General features: G+C 63.8%; 14 protein-coding genes. 10 read left to right on the forward strand and 4 right to left on the reverse strand.

What is annotated here, in order from left to right:
* On the forward strand, positions 1-1,485 hold the full coding sequence (locus ACFQ6Y_RS12745; RefSeq protein ID WP_003945132.1) for a DHA2 family efflux MFS transporter permease subunit: 1,485 nt from the start codon (positions 1-3) through the stop codon (positions 1,483-1,485).
* Here ACFQ6Y_RS12745 and ACFQ6Y_RS12750 read toward each other — a convergent pair.
* Entirely contained in the window at positions 1,445-2,845 is a 1,401-nt protein-coding gene (locus tag ACFQ6Y_RS12750) for an FAD-binding oxidoreductase (protein ID WP_378632711.1), read from the reverse strand. The genes ACFQ6Y_RS12745 and ACFQ6Y_RS12750 overlap by 41 nt on opposite strands.
* Between ACFQ6Y_RS12750 and ACFQ6Y_RS12755 the strand changes: the two genes are divergently transcribed.
* The 4 genes from ACFQ6Y_RS12755 to ACFQ6Y_RS12770 all read left to right on the forward strand — a co-directional run bounded on the left by ACFQ6Y_RS12755 (position 2,844) and on the right by ACFQ6Y_RS12770 (position 6,701).
* Positions 2,844-3,644 carry an enoyl-CoA hydratase/isomerase family protein gene (locus ACFQ6Y_RS12755; RefSeq protein WP_378549572.1) on the forward strand — a complete coding sequence of 267 codons (801 nt, stop codon included), beginning with the start codon at positions 2,844-2,846 and terminating at the stop codon, positions 3,642-3,644. The genes ACFQ6Y_RS12750 and ACFQ6Y_RS12755 overlap by 2 nt on opposite strands.
* A gap of 94 nt (positions 3,645-3,738) precedes the next feature.
* Positions 3,739-4,932, forward strand: coding sequence for a class I adenylate-forming enzyme family protein (locus ACFQ6Y_RS12760; protein ID WP_378632714.1), 1,194 nt, complete (start codon positions 3,739-3,741; stop codon positions 4,930-4,932).
* Between the two features lie 35 nt (positions 4,933-4,967).
* Positions 4,968-5,729 (forward strand): crotonase/enoyl-CoA hydratase family protein, encoded by a 762-nt coding sequence (locus ACFQ6Y_RS12765; RefSeq protein ID WP_230817435.1) that lies wholly within the window; start codon positions 4,968-4,970, stop codon positions 5,727-5,729.
* Between the two features lie 6 nt (positions 5,730-5,735).
* Positions 5,736-6,701 carry an adenosine deaminase gene (locus ACFQ6Y_RS12770; protein WP_378539179.1) on the forward strand — a complete coding sequence of 322 codons (966 nt, stop codon included), beginning with the start codon at positions 5,736-5,738 and terminating at the stop codon, positions 6,699-6,701.
* Between the two features lie 33 nt (positions 6,702-6,734).
* On the opposite strand, the gene ACFQ6Y_RS12775 is transcribed toward ACFQ6Y_RS12770, so the two are convergent.
* A complete protein-coding gene (locus tag ACFQ6Y_RS12775) occupies positions 6,735-8,048 on the reverse strand; it encodes a D-arabinono-1,4-lactone oxidase (protein WP_029255793.1) in 1,314 nt (437 codons plus the stop codon).
* 78 nt (positions 8,049-8,126) lie between these two features.
* On the opposite strand from ACFQ6Y_RS12775, the gene ACFQ6Y_RS12780 reads away from it, so the two are divergent.
* A complete protein-coding gene (locus tag ACFQ6Y_RS12780; protein ID WP_230817438.1) occupies positions 8,127-8,774 on the forward strand; it encodes a TetR/AcrR family transcriptional regulator in 648 nt (215 codons plus the stop codon).
* A gap of 70 nt (positions 8,775-8,844) precedes the next feature.
* Positions 8,845-10,020 carry an amino acid deaminase/aldolase gene (locus tag ACFQ6Y_RS12785; RefSeq protein ID WP_378632717.1) on the forward strand — a complete coding sequence of 392 codons (1,176 nt, stop codon included), beginning with the start codon at positions 8,845-8,847 and terminating at the stop codon, positions 10,018-10,020.
* 29 nt (positions 10,021-10,049) lie between these two features.
* Here ACFQ6Y_RS12785 and ACFQ6Y_RS12790 read toward each other — a convergent pair whose 3' ends face one another.
* A complete protein-coding gene (locus ACFQ6Y_RS12790; protein ID WP_378632721.1) occupies positions 10,050-13,493 on the reverse strand; it encodes a TM0106 family RecB-like putative nuclease in 3,444 nt (1,147 codons plus the stop codon).
* Positions 13,494-13,576: 83 nt separating this feature from the next.
* Here ACFQ6Y_RS12790 and ACFQ6Y_RS12795 point away from each other — a divergent pair, with 83 nt between their 5' ends.
* The gene (locus tag ACFQ6Y_RS12795; RefSeq protein WP_378632725.1) at positions 13,577-14,218 is read left to right on the forward strand and encodes an alpha/beta hydrolase; all 642 of its coding nucleotides are present in this window, start codon (positions 13,577-13,579) and stop codon (positions 14,216-14,218) included.
* Between the two features lie 5 nt (positions 14,219-14,223).
* Here the strand turns inward: ACFQ6Y_RS12795 and ACFQ6Y_RS12800 are convergent, their stop codons facing one another.
* Complete coding sequence (locus tag ACFQ6Y_RS12800; RefSeq protein WP_378632731.1) at positions 14,224-14,841, reverse strand: cysteine hydrolase family protein; 618 nt, start codon at positions 14,839-14,841, stop codon at positions 14,224-14,226.
* 92 nt (positions 14,842-14,933) lie between these two features.
* On the opposite strand from ACFQ6Y_RS12800, the gene ACFQ6Y_RS12805 reads away from it, so the two are divergent.
* Both ACFQ6Y_RS12805 and ACFQ6Y_RS12810 read left to right on the forward strand, forming a co-directional pair.
* On the forward strand, positions 14,934-15,635 hold the full coding sequence (locus ACFQ6Y_RS12805) for a FadR/GntR family transcriptional regulator (RefSeq protein ID WP_378449079.1): 702 nt from the start codon (positions 14,934-14,936) through the stop codon (positions 15,633-15,635).
* Positions 15,632-17,002 carry an FAD-binding oxidoreductase gene (locus tag ACFQ6Y_RS12810; RefSeq protein WP_378632735.1) on the forward strand — a complete coding sequence of 457 codons (1,371 nt, stop codon included), beginning with the start codon at positions 15,632-15,634 and terminating at the stop codon, positions 17,000-17,002. The genes ACFQ6Y_RS12805 and ACFQ6Y_RS12810 overlap by 4 nt, the downstream gene beginning before the upstream one ends.
* Positions 17,003-17,053: the final 51 nt, after the last annotated feature.

Below are 17,053 nucleotides of genomic sequence, written 5' to 3' on the forward strand. Positions count from 1 at the left end.
ATGGAAAAGCAGGTCAATCCCTGGCACGCGCTGTGGGCGCTGTGTATCGGGTTCTTCATGATTCTGGTGGACAGCACCATCGTCGCTGTCGCCAACCCTGCGATCATGGAGGACCTCGGCACCGACATCAACAAGGTCGTCTGGGTCACCAGCGCGTACCTGCTGGCGTACGCGGTGCCGCTGCTCGTCACCGGCCGGCTCGGTGACAGGTTCGGACCGAAGAACCTGTACATGATCGGCCTCGTACTGTTCACCGGCGCTTCACTGTGGTGTGGTCTGTCCGGCAGTGTCGAGATGCTCATCGTGGCAAGGGCTTTCCAGGGTCTGGGCGCCGCAATGATGACGCCTCAGACCATGGCGGTCATCACGCGCACGTTCGCGCCGAACAAGCGTGGCGCCGCAATGGGCCTGTGGGGCGCGGTTGCCGGTGTTGCGACGCTGGTCGGTCCGCTTGCCGGTGGTGTGTTGGTCGACAATCTCGGCTGGGAATGGATCTTCATCGTCAACGTCCCGGTCGGTGTCATCGCTTTCCTGCTCGCCTGGAAGCTTGTTCCGTCGTTGCCGACCAGCGAGCACAAGTTCGACATTCCCGGCGTGATTCTCAGCGCCGCAGGCATGTTCCTGCTCGTGTTCGGAATCCAGGAAGGCAGTTCGTACGACTGGAACGGATTCGTCTGGAGCCTGATCGGCGCCGGTGTGGTGCTGCTCGCGGTGTTCGTGTTCTACCAGTCGCGCAACAAGAACGAGCCGTTGCTCCCACTCGAACTCTTCAAGGACCGCAACTTCTCGCTCGCCAACGTCGCCATCACCGCAATGGGCTTCGCGATCACGTCGATGGTCCTTCCGCTGATGTTCTACACCCAGGCAGTTCGCGGACTCTCCCCGACGCAGTCGGCGCTCCTCCTCGTTCCGATGGCCGTGCTGACCGGCATTTTTGCGCCGATCATCGGCAAGCTCGTCGACAAGACGCATCCGCGCTACATCGCGGGCACCGGCTTCCTGCTGTTCGCGATCGCCCTGGGCTGGCTGGCATTGGTTATGTCTCCCGACGTCGCGATCTGGGAACTGCTCCTGCCGATCGGCCTGATCGGCTTCGCCAACGCATGCATCTGGTCGCCGCTCGCGGCCACCGCCACACACAACCTGCCTCCGATGCAGGCCGGCGCCGGCGCAGGCGTCTACAACACCACCCGGCAGGTGGGCGCGGTTCTCGGTAGTGCCGCGATCGGCGCACTGATCACCGCACGATTGGCGGCTCAGGGTCTGACCGGCGGCAGTTCCGAAGCTGGAGTGGGTCACCTGCCCGAGTTCGTTCGTGAACCGTTCAGCACGGCGATGTCGGAGTCGATCTGGCTACCTGCAGGCGTGCTGCTCATCGGCTTCGTCGCTTCGGTGTGCTTCGCTCGGCCTCTGCGCGGAGATGCACACGACGACGCGATGGCCGTCAGTGCCGAAGCGCGTCGGGAAACATCACTGCACGATTGAGATAGTCGCTCGGGTCCAGGGCTCGCTTGATCGCCCACATCGTGGCTATGTCCTCCGCGGAGAGGGCCAGGTCCAGATAGTTGCGTTTGAGCGAGCCCACCCCGTGCTCGGAACTGACGTTTCCGCCGTGATCGCGAACCAGTTCGAGGACGCTGCGGTACACGGTGTCGGCGTTCGGGCAGTTCAGGACGTTGAGGTGGATGTTTCCCTCGGCGACGTGGCCGAAGAGGATCGGAATCGCTTCGGGGGCGCGACTCGCGATCACGGCCGCGGCGTCTTCGGCGAAGGTGGCAAGCGAGTCCAGGGGCAGTGCCGCGTCGAATTTCAGTGGGGGACCGAACAGTCCGACCACTTCGGCGAAGCACTCCCGCGCTGCCCACAAGCGCGTCGAGCCGGGATCGTCGACCGCTACCGCCGGGGTTTCCGGCGGGCCGATGCGTTCGAGTACTTCGCCCAGGCGTTCCAGCGGATCGTGGGCACCTGACACCTCGGCGAGCAGGTACCACGCCCGCCCCGTCGGCACCGCGGCGTTCACGTGTCGGGCGGCAAGTTCGAGTCCGCGGCCGTCCAACAATTCCAGTGCGTCGACGCCGTCGAGAGTGCGCAACGTTCGCCCCGCATCGACGACGTCCTCCAGCCTGTCGAAACCGGTCAGTGTGGTGACCCGGTGAGCCGGCACCTGGCGCAGTTCCAGATCGACTGCCGTGACCACACCGAGAGTTCCTTCGCTGCCCACCCACAGTGCGGGCAGGTTGTATCCGGAATTGTCGGACAACACTTTCGGTGACCGGCGCACGGTGGTTCCGTCGGGGATCACCACCTCGAGGCCGAGCACCTGCTCGGCCATGTTCCCGTATCGAACCGTGTGCAGGCCACCGGCATTGGTGGAGACCATGCCGCCGATGGTCGCCGTGTCCCGTGAAGCTATGTCGACGCCGAATTTCAGGCCGGCGTCGGCCGCAGCGGAATGTACCTGCGCGAGTGTCACTCCCGCTCCGACGGTGATCCGCCTGCCGGCCGCGTCGACTTCACCGGTCGTCGTGAGACGTTCGGTGGAGAGCAGGACGTCGTCGTGCTCGGGCACCGTGCCCGCGACCAAGCCGGTTCGTCCGCCCTGAACGGTGACCGGTACGCCGTGGGAGCGGCACACGTTCAGCACCGCCGAGACTTCGGCGGTATTTCCGGGTCGGACCAGGGCGCTGGCGTGCCCGCTGTAGCGCCCCGTCTGGTCGGTGGAACGGGTAGCCAACACGTCGGCGTCGTCGACGACGAACCGGTGTCCCACAACGTCCGCGAGTGCATTTCTCAGACCGTCCACCCGACGATCGTAGGCCGGTTCCATGTGGCAGTGTGGCGGCATGACTGCTCCCGAATCGCACCCCACCCGTCTCGAGCGCTTCACCACCGATGGTGGTGCCGAGGTGGCTGTCCTGACGTTCGCGCACGGACCACTCAATCTGTTCGACCAGGCCATGTTCGACGCGGTCATCGCCGACGTTGCGGCGTTGACCGAGAATCCGCCGCGGGCTGTCCTCCTGCGCGCGGAGGGCAAGGTCAACTCGGCCGGCGTCGACGTCCACGTCTTCGACGGACTGAACCCGGAGCAAGGCGCGGAATTGTGGCGCGAGCTGTTCGCCCAGATCTGCCATCCGCTCGAGGCGTTGCCGTGCCCGGTGATCTACGCGGCGCACGGGTTGACGCTGACTGCGGCATTCGAGATCTCCTTGGCCTGCGACATCATTCTCGCGGCGCCCAAGGCAAAGTTCGGGCTGGTCGAGACAGTGGTCGGTCTGACGCCGTCCATGGGTGGACCGCAACGCCTGGCCGAGCGCGCCGGTTCCGGACGGGCTCGGGAGTTGGTCATGACCGGCGATCTGTACGACGCCGCAACCCTGCACGCCTGGGGCGTCGTCAATGCAGTTCACGACGACGTCGACGGTGCGGCGCGGTCCCTCGCGACCAGGTTGGCGGACGGACCCACGCGAGCACACGACGCCACCAAGCAGATCGTGGCGGCGTGGCGTTCCGGCGGCATCGCTCATGCGGATTCGGTGACTCCCGGGGTGTCCGGCGCGCTGTTCGACACCGACGACCTGCGCGGCGCCGTCCGCAGTTTCCTCGACGTCGGCCCGGGTAAGGCCGTCTACTCCGGAAAGTAGATATACGACCTTTATCGTCAGAGACCTCCACGAACTGTGATCCACGTCATATAGTCGAAGGGCCGGTGGGTTCGTCAGTGACGTGGAGGTATCGATGCGGTCGACGCTTGTGGAATACCCGTGTTCGAATCTGCTCCTCGCCGACGCCCGCGTCACTCGCGCGGGGGACGGAGTGCTTCGGTACAGCCAACTGGACCCGTCGCTGTCCGAACTCCTAGATATTGCCGTTCATCGGTTCTCCTCGCGCATCGCGGTCGAGGAGGTCGACGGCGAGCACGTCACCTTCGCGGAACTGTGGGCCGAGGCGTCGCGGGTGGCAGGCGGACTGAAGTCGCGAGGCGTCGAGATCGGCGATCGTGTGGCGATTCGTGTCGCCGCGGGGGTGCGGTGGATGGAGGCGTGCCTCGGCGTCATCCTCGCGGGAGGTGTCCCGGTCTCTGTCGGTGTGCACCTGAGTGACGACGCAGCGGACTTCGTCATCGCGGACAGTGGCTCGGTGCTGGTGCTCGATGGGGAACTCCCACACGGTGTTCCGTTCATTGACGACGGCGCGGCCCCGGACGAGATGGCGATCCTCGCGTACACCGCCGATTCTTCGGGCGAGATGCTGGGCGTCGAGTTGAGTAACGAGAACGTGCTCTCCGCTATCGTCGGTATTCTGCACTCGCGCGACTACGGCGTCGAAGGTGTGCGGAATCTGCTGGTGGACAATGATTTCAAGTCCGTGCGTCAGTTCGTGCACGTGCTCGCGACGCTGGTGGTCGGTGGAACGGTGGTCCTCGCCGGCGACTTCTGGCGCGAGAGTGTGCACACCGTCGACATCGTGACGGGGCGACCCGAGGACTTGCTCGAGCCACGGTTGCTCACCCTCGGACCGGCGGCGCGTGCCGGTTCGAGGTCGGTGCAGTGGATCGACTGCAGTGGATCGCCGATCACGGCCGAGCAGGAAGCGAAGCTGCTGACGATGTTCCCGGCCGCTCGACATGTGATCGGTTGGGGTAAAACCGAAACCTGTGGGGCCGGTCTCATTCTGCCGACCGAGTCGGCACCCACACACCTCGGCAGCGTCGGAATCGCCTTCGGCGGAATGGAAGTGGCGTTGTACGGCCCGGACGCGCCAGGTGGTTTCGGTGAGTTGCTGTGCCGCGGGCCGAGTGTCACGCGTCGGTATTGGAATTCGCCGGAAGCGACCTCGACGAGATTCACCCAGGGGTGGTTCTGCACTCACGACACCGCGCAGATCGACCCCGATGGCTTCGTCCGTATTGTCGAACGCAACGTCGCGTAGTCACGCGAGTGTGGTCGACAAACGAGAGGGACATCATGGCGGACGAGGTTCTCACCGAGCGGCGCGGGCGGACACTGATCATCACCATCAACCGACCCGAGGCGCGCAACGCCATCAACTCGGCGGTCAGTCACGCGTTGGCCGCTGCGGTCGAAGAGCTCGATGCGGACGACGATCTGTCCTTGGCGGTGCTGACAGGTGCAGGCGGAAACTTTTGTGCCGGTATGGATCTGAAGGCATTTGTGGCCGGCGAGAACGTACTCGTGCCGGGACGCGGCCTCGGATTCACGGAAGGGCCCCCACGTAAGCCGATCATTTCGGCGGTCGAGGGCTTCGCGTTGGCAGGCGGCACGGAACTCGTGCTCGCCACCGACCTGGTGGTGGCGTCGTCCGAAGCGAAGTTCGGTATCCCGGAGGTCAAGCGAGGACTGGTTGCAGGTGGCGGCGGATTGTTGCGCCTGCCCAAGCGGATTCCGTACCAGAAGGCACTGGAACTGGCCCTGACCGGCGACAGTTTCACCGCCGAGGAGGCATACCGCTACGGTTTCGTGAACACGTTGACCGAGCCGGGCAAGGCGCTCGAAGGCGCACTCGACCTGGCAGATCGAATCACCCGCAACGGACCGCTCGCTGTTGCCGTCACCAAGGAGATCATCGTCAAGGCCGGCGGCTGGTCCGACGACGAAGCTTTCGCGAAGCAGTTGCAGGTTATGGCGCCGGTGTTCGCATCCGAAGATGCACGCGAGGGTGCAACGGCGTTCGCCGAGAAGCGTGCCCCGGTCTGGAAGGGGCGCTGAACCGAAATGGCTACTCCTGTTGCAGAACTGCACATGCACATCGAGGGTTCGTTGGAACCCGAACAGATCTACCGGCTCGCCGAGCGCAATCGAATGGATTTGCCGTACAAGGACATCGACGATCTGAAGTCGAGGTACGAGTTCACCGACCTGCAGTCGTTCCTCGATCTCTACTTCGCCAACATGGCCGTCCTGCGTACCGCGGAGGATTTTGCCGACCTGACGCGGGCGTATTTCCGTCGGGCAGCAGCCGCTGGAGTGGCGCATGCCGAGTTCTTCTTCAATCCGCAGGCGCACGTAGTCCGCGGTGTTCCGCTGACCGAGGTCCTGGACGGGATCATGGATGCGGTGGCATCGAGTGAGCGCGAGTTCGGGCTCAGCAGTGCGGCAATCGCCGCCATTCTCCGTGATCAGCCGGTCAAGGACGCCGAAGAGGTCTTCTCCGAGATCATTCGCTTGCAGGCGCCGATCGTCGGACTCGGACTCGACTCCGCCGAGGTCGGCAACCCGCCCTCACTGTTCGAGGATGTCTTCGCCCGTGCGCGTGCCGAGGGCTTGCACGTCGTTGCTCACGCCGGTGAGGAGGGACCGCCCGAGTACATCTGGCAGGCGCTCGACATTCTCGGCGCCGAGCGCATCGACCACGGCGTCCGGGCGCTCGAGGACCCTGCCCTCATCGAGCGTCTGGTCGACGAGGAGATTCCACTGACGGTCTGCCCCTTGTCGAACGTTCGTCTGCGAGTGTTCGATTCGCTGTCGGACCATCCGCTTCGATCGATGCTCGAGATGGGTTTGATCGTCACGGTCAACTCCGACGACCCGGCCTATTTCGGGGGATACGTCGACGACAATTTCACCGAACTGGGCCGAGCCTTGGGGCTGACCGAGGCCGAGCGCGACACCCTCGCCCGGAACTCGATCAAAGCCTCGTTCGCCAGTGACGCGCGAAAAGCGGAACTGCTGAGGCACTAACTGCTGCGGCACTAACTGCTGCGGCACTGACCGTCAGTCGCCGAGCACCTGACGTAGGTATTCGTTGTCGAACACTCGATTCGCGTCGTACTTGTCTCGAACGGCGACAAAATCGTCGAGTCGATCGTACGTAGGACGCAGGTCGTCGACGGTCCGGTTGTGCATTTTCCCCCAATGCGGCCGGCCGTCGACGGCGCGCGCGATGGCTTCCACTGCGGCGAAGTATTCGGTTTCAGGTCGGCGGTGGTACTGATGGACCGCGATGTAGGCGGTGTCGCGTCCGTGAGCGGTCGAAAGCCAGAGGTCGTCGGCGGCAGCAAAACGTACTTCGACGGGGAAAGCGACGTTCGTTCCGGACTTCTTCATCCAGCGATCGATTTCGTGGAGCGTCTCGGTGACGTGTTCGCGGGGAATCGCGTATTCCATCTCCTTGAACTTCACCCGGCGCGAGGACGCGAATACTCGGTAGCTGCGATCGGTGAACTCGCGGGCGCCGAGCAGTCGAGACGACACGTTGTTGATTCTCGGGATCGCGGCCGGTGCCAGGGTCGCGACGCGATTGACGCCTTCGAAGAGTGTGTTCGAGAGGAGTTCGTCGTCGACGAACGCGCGGACCTTGCCCACCGGATCGGGTTCGGTGTCTCCGGGGAGTCGGGTGTTGCTCTTCGTGAGCACACGGTCGGTATGCGGAAACCAATAGAACTCGAAGTGATCCAGGCCCAGACGATCGCTCTCGAGGGTGTCCAGTATGTGAGACAGCGTGTCGGGTTCCTCGATTGCGCGGAGCGTGAATCGCGGTACGCAGGCGAGGGTGATCTTCGAAATGATGCCGATTGCACCCAATCCGAGGCGCCCCGCTTCGAACAATTCGACATTTTCGTCGGCACTTGCGGTAACCACGGATCCGTCGGCGAGAACGATCTCGATTCCGCGAATCTGTGTGGCGATACCGCCGAATCGGGCGCCGGTTCCGTGCGTGCCGGTGGATGTCGCGCCGGCCAGTGACTGGACGTCGATGTCGCCGAGATTGGCCATCGCATATCCGCGTTGCCACAGGGCGTCGTTGAGGGCGTGAAGGCGAGTGCCTGCAAAAACAGTGACCAGCGCGCCGTCGTCGGTCGGCGTGATCGAATCGATTCCGCTCAGGTTGTCCAGGCTGACGAGGATTCCGTCGGTGACCGCGACACCGGTGAACGAATGGCCTGCGCCGACGGCCTTCACACGTTGGCCACGCGCCGCAGCCTCGGCGACCAACGACGAAAGTTCACGGGTATTTGTCGGCGTCGCAAAGCGACGCGGCGCGGCGCTTTGAGTGCCCGCCCAGTTCTGCCAAGTGTCCGAAGCCATTACGCAATAATGTACTTGGACGGTCGTCCAGGCAAGTATTGCGCGAAGATTTTGTCATTTGCGTTCTACGATCATTGGATGCTGAACAGGCTCCCGGCGGACGAACGCCGCACACAATTGGTCGAGTCCGCTTTGTCCATTGCGGAACAGCGCGGTGTCAGTTCTGTGACGGTAAGGGCGGTGGCAGAGGAGGCCGGCGTATCGCTCGGCGTCGTTCATTACTGCTTCGAGAGCAAGGAAGCGCTGATCGCGGCAATGGGTGAGACGCTCATTCTGCAGCTCAGTGCGTCGATGCAGTACGCATTTGCGCAGGTCCGACACGCACCGGATCTCAGTGGCGTGCAGGGGCTCAAGGAATTGCTGCATATCGGGTTGACCGGAATGTGGCCCACTATCGAGGCAACGCCGGACAGGCAGTTGTTGACCTACGAAATCACCGCGCAGGCTCTCCGCAGTCGTAATCTCGGTGCCGAACGCGCTGGGGCTGTTGCTTTCGAGCAGTACCGAATCATGGACGAGCTTGCGGTTTCGTTTCTCGAGGAGTGCGCCAAGATTTCCGGCACCGTGTGGACCGAGCCGTTGAGTTCGATTGCGCGCCTGAGCCTTGCACTTATCGACGGCCTCGTCCTGCGTTGGCTGGTCGATCGTGACTCCGACGCGACTATTGCGGAGTTCGGAGAAATGGTTCAGGTAATTGCCAACAAAGCAGTGATCGCGCCCCAGTAGAAGTGCCATCCTGGACATACGTCCAGTATTGGTGATTGACTGGTCGCACGCCGCGACGATTGGATCATCTGTGACCCGGACCCTCGATCGACTCACTGCTGCCACGCGAGAACTCGACCCGCCTCTGGCCGCTCTGGATCTGACCACACTGCGCAGTAATGCAGCCGACCTGGTGCGCCGCGCCGGTGGAACGCCGGTGCGAGTGGCGAGCAAATCGGTTCGTTGTCGGACGGTTCTGGCTGAAACTCTCGGCGACACACTGACCGCGTCCGGCGGATTCCGCGGAATCATGGCGTACTCATTGCGCGAGGCTTTGTGGCTGGTCGGGTTGGGCGCACGGGACATCCTGATGGGATACCCGACCGCCGATCGCGGCGCCATCGCGGATCTCGCTGCCGACGACACCGCTCTCGAATCGATCACCTTGATGATCGACGACGATGCACAGTTGGATCTCATTCGTTCGGCGTCGACGGGGGATGCGCCTGTCCGGGTGTGCCTCGACGTCGACGCGTCGCTGCGAATCGGCCCGATCCATCTGGGCGTACGACGCTCACCGCTGCGCGAACCTGCCGCGGTCGCCGCACTCGCGGCGCGTGCGCGCCAACGCGGATTCTCCGTCGTAGGAGTGATGTTCTACGAAGCTCAGATTGCCGGCCTTCCTGACACCAGTGCTCCGATCGGTTGGGTCAAGAAAGCCTCTGCGCGCGAATTGGCGTCCAGAAGGGGCGCTGTGGTCGCGGCCGTCACCGATGCCGTGGGTGGACTCGAGATCGTCAACAGCGGCGGCACGGGGTCGCTGGAGGTCAGCTCGGCCGATCCTGTGGTGACCGAGGTAACAGCAGGCTCCGGGTTGTATGTACCGACCCTGTTCGACCGCTACCGCGCCTTCCGGCCCGATCCTGCGCTGTTCTTCGCTCTGTCGGCAGTGCGCAAGCCGACTCCGTCCGTCACGACCCTGTTCGGCGGCGGATACATCGCGTCGGGACCTGCGGGAGCCACCCGCGTTCCGTCGCCGATTTGGCCTGCCGGTCTCAAACTGCTCCGCAACGAAGGGGCAGGCGAAGTTCAGACCCCGGTCACGGGAAAGGAAGCCGGAAACATCGCGATCGGCGACCGCGTGTGGTTCCGGCACGCCAAGGCCGGCGAGTTGTGCGAGCGTTTCGACCGCGTGTACGTGGTCGAAGCCGACGGCACCCGAACCTCGGTTCCCACCTACCGCGGTGAAGGACAGTGTTTCGGGTAGGGCAGTGTTTCGGGTAAGGCAGGCTTCGGCTAGCTCGTCAGCCTCATGAACGCGCCCAGTTCCACCAATCCCGCGGGCGTGCTCGGCATGTACTGCGTCAATGCGTGCGATCGGACGATGATCGCGCACCACTTGCCGCGTGAGACAGCAACGTTGAGGCGGTTCCGCGACAGCAGGAACGACATTCCTCGCGGGACGTCCTCGACGGCGGAGGCAGCCATCGACACGATTGCCACCGCGGCCTCGCGTCCTTGGAACTTGTCGACGGTGCCGACCTCAACCTCCGTGAGACCGGCCTCGGTGAGATCGCGCTCGACGGTGCCCACCTGGGCGTTGTACGCCGCGACCACGAGAATGTCCGACTGCTCCAGCGGCCTGGTTCCCTCGAACTCGCTGGGGTCGGTCCACGGTGTACCGAGAAGTTCCTGGATCTGGCGAACGATCTCCTGCGACTCTTCCGGAGAGTACGTGGAATTGCCGCGGTGATCGACGTACACCGTGTGCACTCCGGCGGCGAGTCCGTCGAGTTTCCTTGCTGCACTGACGGTTTCCTGGGAGTGGAGTTTGCCCTCGTACGACAGTGCAGACACGGGGGCGCACAGATCAGGGTGCATCCGCCACGTTTTCTCGAGGAAGTAGCCGAGTTGGGGTGGCAGTGCACCGTGTCCCTCGGCGAGCCAACCGAGTGCCGATTCGTCGACAGGTTCGGGGTGCGTGCCTTGGCTGACCTGCGGCAGTTGCTGTGGATCGCCCAGTAGCAACAGGTTTCGCGCGGAGATCGCGACGGCAATCGTGTTGGCCAGCGCGAATTGACCTGCCTCGTCGACCACGAGCAAGTCCAAACTGCCGGCGGGAACACGATCGGTGTTCGCGAAGTCCCATGCAGTGCCGCCGATGACGCAGCCGACGCCTTCCGCTTCGGCGATGAAACCGGCGTATTCCTCGGACGCGATGTCCTGCCATTCCGCGGTCTTGCTGCGGCTACCCTTCTTTGCGACCAGTGCGGGGTCCACGCCGGCCTTCAGAATGCCGCCGAGCATGTTCTCTACCACCGAATGTGATTGTGCCACCACGCCGATTCGCCAATGGTGTTGTTCGATCAGTGTCTTGACGACGCGAGCGCCCGTGTAGGTTTTGCCCGTACCGGGAGGACCTTGCACCGCCACGTAGGAATCGTCGAGGTCGAGAAGTGCGGCGGTGATGGCGTCGGCGTAGTTGTTGTCGGCGCCGACAGGTGGCAGCGGTGAACCCGAGAGGGTTCTCGGGGTGCTGCGCCTGAGAATGTCGACTGCCGCGATGTGTGGCAGTTCGGGCAGGCTCTCACTGGCGCCGGACGCGGCAGCGGCGATGGACTTCTCCATACGTCCGGTGGGAATCGGACGACCAGGTGCCAACGCGACCGGGGAATCGATGTATTCGTCACCGCTGAGCAGTTCTTCCACGGTGACCACGTCGAGCCCTTCGGACTTGACGACGGCGGTGACCTTGACGCTGCTGGTGCCGCGCTGGGTGGGGTTCTCGCTTGCAACGGCATCCGGGGAGGGGGTTGCGTAGAGCGCGAAAAGATCACTGCCCGGGCTCAAAGACGTTCCGGTGCCGAAACTTCCGGTCAACTGGATGTGGCGACGAAACTTCTTCTGCCGCGGGGTGCTCTTGTGCCAGTCCGCTTCGATTTCGGACTGCTCGACCACCATGACGTCGCGGATGTCCACGAGGTCTTCGATCGGTGTGACCAATCGGTCGAAGTGGGCCCACCAGTACGGCTTCCGTTCGCGATTGTGGTAACCGACTGCTGCGGCCAATAGAGCAGCAGCCTGCTGATCGGGGGTGCGTGTCGAACCGGCCTTGTGGCCGGCGAAGTCGCGGAGTGCGATTTCCGATTCGGTGAGTTCTTCGAGTGGAATCTTGATCTGTCCGGTCGGCTCACGAAGTTCGACACCATGTTCTGCGGCGCGCTCGGCGAGCCAATCACGCAGGCGGAGAGTGGATTCGCAGTCGTACTCGTTGTAGTCGGAGATGCCCTGAAGAAGTTCCCTGGCCTGGTCGGCTTGTCCGCCGTCGCGCAATTCGCAGTAGTCGGCATAAGCGACGACCGAGGCGGCGGCGTTGGTCACGTCACCGTCGCGGCCGTGCTCACCCATGTAGAGCGGCTCGAGTTTCTTGATGCTGTACGAGCGTTGTCCGATCCGCAGGCACGCGCGGACGATCGGATACAGGTCGACGAGCACGTTCTCGCTGAGCAGCGTGTCCACTGTCTGCTCGCCGACACCGTGACGTGCGGCCAAGCGCAACAGCGCCGATTTCTCGTACGCGGCGTAGTGGTAGATGTGCATGCCGGGGTGGGCTTCACGGCGCGCGGTGACGTAGTCGAGGAAGTCGAGGAGCGCTTGGCGCTCACCCTCGCGGTCGTGTGCCCAGAACGGCTTGAACACATAGTTGTCCGCCGGCCCTTCGACCACGCCGAACAGGTACTCCAATCCCCAGTCGGTGGATCCGTCCTCGGCCCAGAGTGGATCGCCCTCGAAGTCGAAGAAGATGTCGCCGTCGTCGGGGACGGGTAGACCGCCGAGCGCCGAGGGCTCGTAGACCTCGAATTCGGCGTCGCCGGATTGTTCCTGGCGTAGTTGAACGGCTGCCTGCGCACGGAGTTTGTCGAGGGTTTCCCGGCGAATTCCCTCAACTGCGCCAGTGCTCGAGGCAAGTTCGTCGATTGTCGTGATCCCCGAGACGATCAGTTGTTCGCGCTGATTGCCGCGGACACCCGCAACCAGCAGGAGGTCCCGATGGCTTTCGACCTCGACGCTGCAAGTGTCGCAGCGGCCGCAACGCAGGTACCGATCGTCGAGCCACTGGGTTGGTTTTCCTTCGGCGCGGTGCTCGTCGAGGACTCGTTCGAGTTCAGCTCTGCGCGCCGCGAACACCGGTGCGATGTCTCCGATGTCGTGTGACGACGTGCTGCCGTCTCCGAGCAGTAGATGAACCTGATCGGAGGCGGCGATTGCATTGCGCTCCAACGCGTCTGCGTACGCGGCGAGTTGGAGGAGCGCCGACACCTTGGCATGCCGGGAGAGTTTGCTGTCGTAGACGGCGTACGTGTCGCCCTCACGGACGAGGAAATCGCAGAAACCGAGGAATCGGCCGTCGAAGAAGGTTCCCTGATAGATGACGGGCGCACCGGATCGGGCGGCCTCGACGGTGGACAGGGTGGCGGCGGTCAACCCCGCGCGTGAGTGTTCCGGCCGCGGCATGACGACGACGCCGTCACCGTGTTGATCGATGAACTTCTGAAGCTGTTCGCGCTCGTGCGAGTCGCCGAGGCTCGACGTTCGCTCGAGCATCGGATCCGCCTCGGCGGCCTCGGCCGCGATCAGACCGGTACGGGCGTCGAGTTGCCGCAGCAGTGCGAACTCGCACGAGGCCGCAGCCGAGAGGTCGCTGGCGCTGTAGACGATCTGATCATCGAGTAGGAACACAGGGCGATTGTGCCATCGCTCACCGACAAGGCAACCCACCAGTAATCGCCCACGCGCCGCGGATACCGGTCGCGGAGTGCAGAATGACGATCATGCCTTTCTTCGACGGACGAACCGGTCAGGTGCACTTTCGGCATTGGCCGGCGGCAGGGGGTGTGGTGCCCACGGTGTCATTGGTCTTTCTGCACGGTCTCGGTCAGCACAGCGGGCAGTATCACCGCTTCGCTGGCGCTATGGCGGCGTCGGGGATAGACGTGTGGGCGATCGATCACACGGGGCACGGCTTGTCGGAGGGGGACCCGGGGGTAGGCGCTCCGCTGTCGGATCTTGCTGCCGACGCAGCCGCGCTCGCTGACATCGCTCTGGCGGAATTGCCCGAAGTCCCGCAGGCGGTGATGGGCCATTCCTTGGGTGCGGTGACGGCGCTGACGATGCTGGCTCATCGCGATCACGATTTTGCCTCCGCAGTGCTGTGCGGCATCCCGCGCAGTGCGGTCGAGCAACACGGGTGGGCGGAACTCTCCGAAGCCGGGATTCCGGTGTTGGTCGTCCACGGCACCGACGACCGGATCGCGCCGGTCGATCCGGTCCGAGACTGGGCCCGGACGCTGCGCAACGTCGAGATGCGCGAGTTCGAGGACGCCGGTCACGACCTGTTGCACGAGAAGGTTCACGCCAGCGTCACCAACGTCAGCCGTGAATTCCTTCTCGCGCATTCCAGATAGGCCTCTCAGGAGAGCGCGTCAAGCACCTCGTTCGACGTGACGGGATGCGAGAACATCGGATAGTCGTAAGTGATCGCGTTCTCGTGTTCGGCGACCGAAGTTCCGGCTACACAATCGGTGAGAGTGATGACCCGATAGCCGTTCTCGTATCCGGTGCGCATGGTCGATTCGACGCAGCAGTTGGTCAGGAAACCGCCGAGAATGATCGTGCGAATTCCTTTGCTGCGCAGAATGAAATCGAGGTTGGTGCTGGCAAATGTGTCGAGTCCACGCTTGCCCTCGATGACGATGTCGCCGTCCTTCGGGGTGAGGTCGTCGACGATCGCGGCGCCCCACGAACCCTTCACGAAAGCCTTGCCGTCGACGACGCCCTTGAGGATTCCGTACGGATGCGAGGTGATTTCGTTGTACCCCTCGGCGAAGGTGATCGGTGCGTGCATCACGGTGACACCCGCCGCGCGGGCCGCATCGACCAGTGCGGCGGTGTTCGCGAGGAGTCCGTTCGATTCCATGACAGGTGCGACGGCCTCGTGGAGGACGCCGCCTTCGGTGGTGAAGTCGTTCTGGTACTCGATGAGCACGACGGCGGTGGTTGCGGGGTCCAATTCGAGCTTGTCGGGCATGGTCGGCACCTTCTCTGTTGTGGTCCGGGTCACGAATCTTCTCAATTAAACAGTTTGTCAGACAAGCAGGCAAGGGGTGGTAGCGTCGCGGCATGGATACGACTCCGTTGTCGCGCATGCCGCTCAGCCTTGCCGTGTCGGGAAGAATCCGCGCTGCCATTCTCGACGGCTCGCTTCCCGTCGGTGAGGCATTGCCGACCGAACAGGAACTTGCACAGACGTTCTCGGTGGGTCGATCGACGGTCCGTGAGGCACTTCGCGTCCTGCAAGCGCAGGGATTGCTGACCGGCGCGGACACTACGTCGACTGCCAGACCTCGGGTGACGCACGAGCATACGGCCGATTCCGCAGCCACCGCCCTCAGTACGGCGTTGCAGGTGGGTGCAGTTCCCCTGGGCGATCTTGTCGAACTACGAGTGCTGCTCGAAGCCGCCGCACTGCGCACAGTCGGTGGGGTTCCAGGCGAGGCCAGGGACGCGATCGAGCGGATGCGCGTCGCGACGCTTGCCGACGACTCGGTCGCCTTCCACGACGCGGACGTCGACTTTCACGTCGCGCTCGCCGGAGCGGGCGGGAACAAGGCGTTCGGGTTGGTCATGACGGTTCTGCGGGACAGCATCGCCGGCTACTTGCTGAGCGAACTCGACGCGCGCGAGAACTCGGAAGCCACACTCGGCGCACTGCTGAAAGAACACGAGGGAATCGCCGACGCCATCGAGCGCGGCGCCTCCGACGAGGCTGCCGATTTGGTCGAGCGCCACGTGCGCGGATTCTACGAAGGACGAACGGAATGACCACGAGTATCGATCTGTTGGGCGAACGCTTGCAGAAAGCGTTGGGGGACAGGGCCACAACCGACCCCGACCGAATGGGCGCGTACGTCCGGGATCAATCACTGCTCACTGCGGCCGGAAAGCCTGCTGCACTGGTCAAGGCGCAGACGGTCGACGACGTCGTCGCCGTCATGACGGTGGCCCACGAACTCTCCGTTCCGGTGGTGACGCGAGGGGCGGGTACCGGGTTGGCCGGCGCCGCCAACGCGCTCGACGGATGCATCGTTCTGAGCGTCGCGGGCATGGATCGCATTCTGGAGATCGATCCCGCCGCGCGCACCGCCACGGTGGAGCCCGGAGTGATCAACGGCGACCTCGCCGAAGCTGCTGCGCAGCAGGGCCTTTGGTACGTTCCTGATCCGGGAAGCCGGGCGATCTCGAGTATCGGCGGCAACCTGGCGACAAATGCGGGCGGCATCTGTTGCGCAAAGTACGGTGTCACCGGCGATCACGTCGCGGCCATGACGGCGGTACTGGCGGATGGGCGTCTGATCCGTACCGGTGCGCGGACGCGCAAAAATGTCGCGGGGTTGGACCTGACACATCTGCTCGTGGGGTCTGAGGGCACGTTGGCCGTCATCGTCGAAGCTACGATGCGACTGCGAACGGCGCCCACTGCAGCGACCACCGTCGTCGCGTTTTTCGATTCCGCGGAGTCCGCGATCGATGCGGTCCTCGCCGTGTCGGCAGTGGCCGAACCGTGTCAGATGGAGTTGATGGACGACGTCACCATCGGCGCGGTCAACCGCCTGACGAAGATGGGGCTGGACGAGTCGGCCGGGGCGATGCTGCTCATCCAGTGCGACGGTAGGTCAGCTGCCGCCGAAGCTGCGGACTGTGCCGCAGCGTGCGAAAGCGTCGGGGCGAGAGAGGTTTTCCACACCGACGATCCGGTGGAAGGTGACGAGTTCACCGCGGCTCGCCGGATGGCATTACCCGCTCTCGAGGCGATGGGCACGGTGCTACTCGACGATGTCGCGGTGCCCGTGCCCGCGTTGCCGTCGATGCTGGGGTGCATTCGTGAGGCGGCCGAGCGTCACGGTGTCACGATCGGAACCTTCGGTCATGCCGCCGACGGAAATCTCCACCCGACCATCGTGTTCGACGCCGCCGAAGTCGGAGCACAGAATCGTGCGCGTGGAGCGTTCGACGACATCGTCGCCGGGGCGCTGGCGTTGGGCGGAACGATCAGCGGTGAACACGGCATCGGCGTGCTCAAAGCACCGTACATGGCAGACATGGTCGGTCAGACCGAACGCGAGATGATGCTTGCAGTGAAGGCCGCATTCGATCCGAAGAACATTCTCAATCCCGGACGAGGTATCTGAGCGTTTCGTACGAGCCTCACTCGCCGGGAATTGCGCTACCAGACGAACGTG

The sequence above is a fragment of the Rhodococcus sp. NPDC056516 genome, assembly GCF_042794655.1.
In the GTDB taxonomy this organism is placed as follows: Bacteria; Actinomycetota; Actinomycetes; order Mycobacteriales; family Mycobacteriaceae; genus Rhodococcus_F.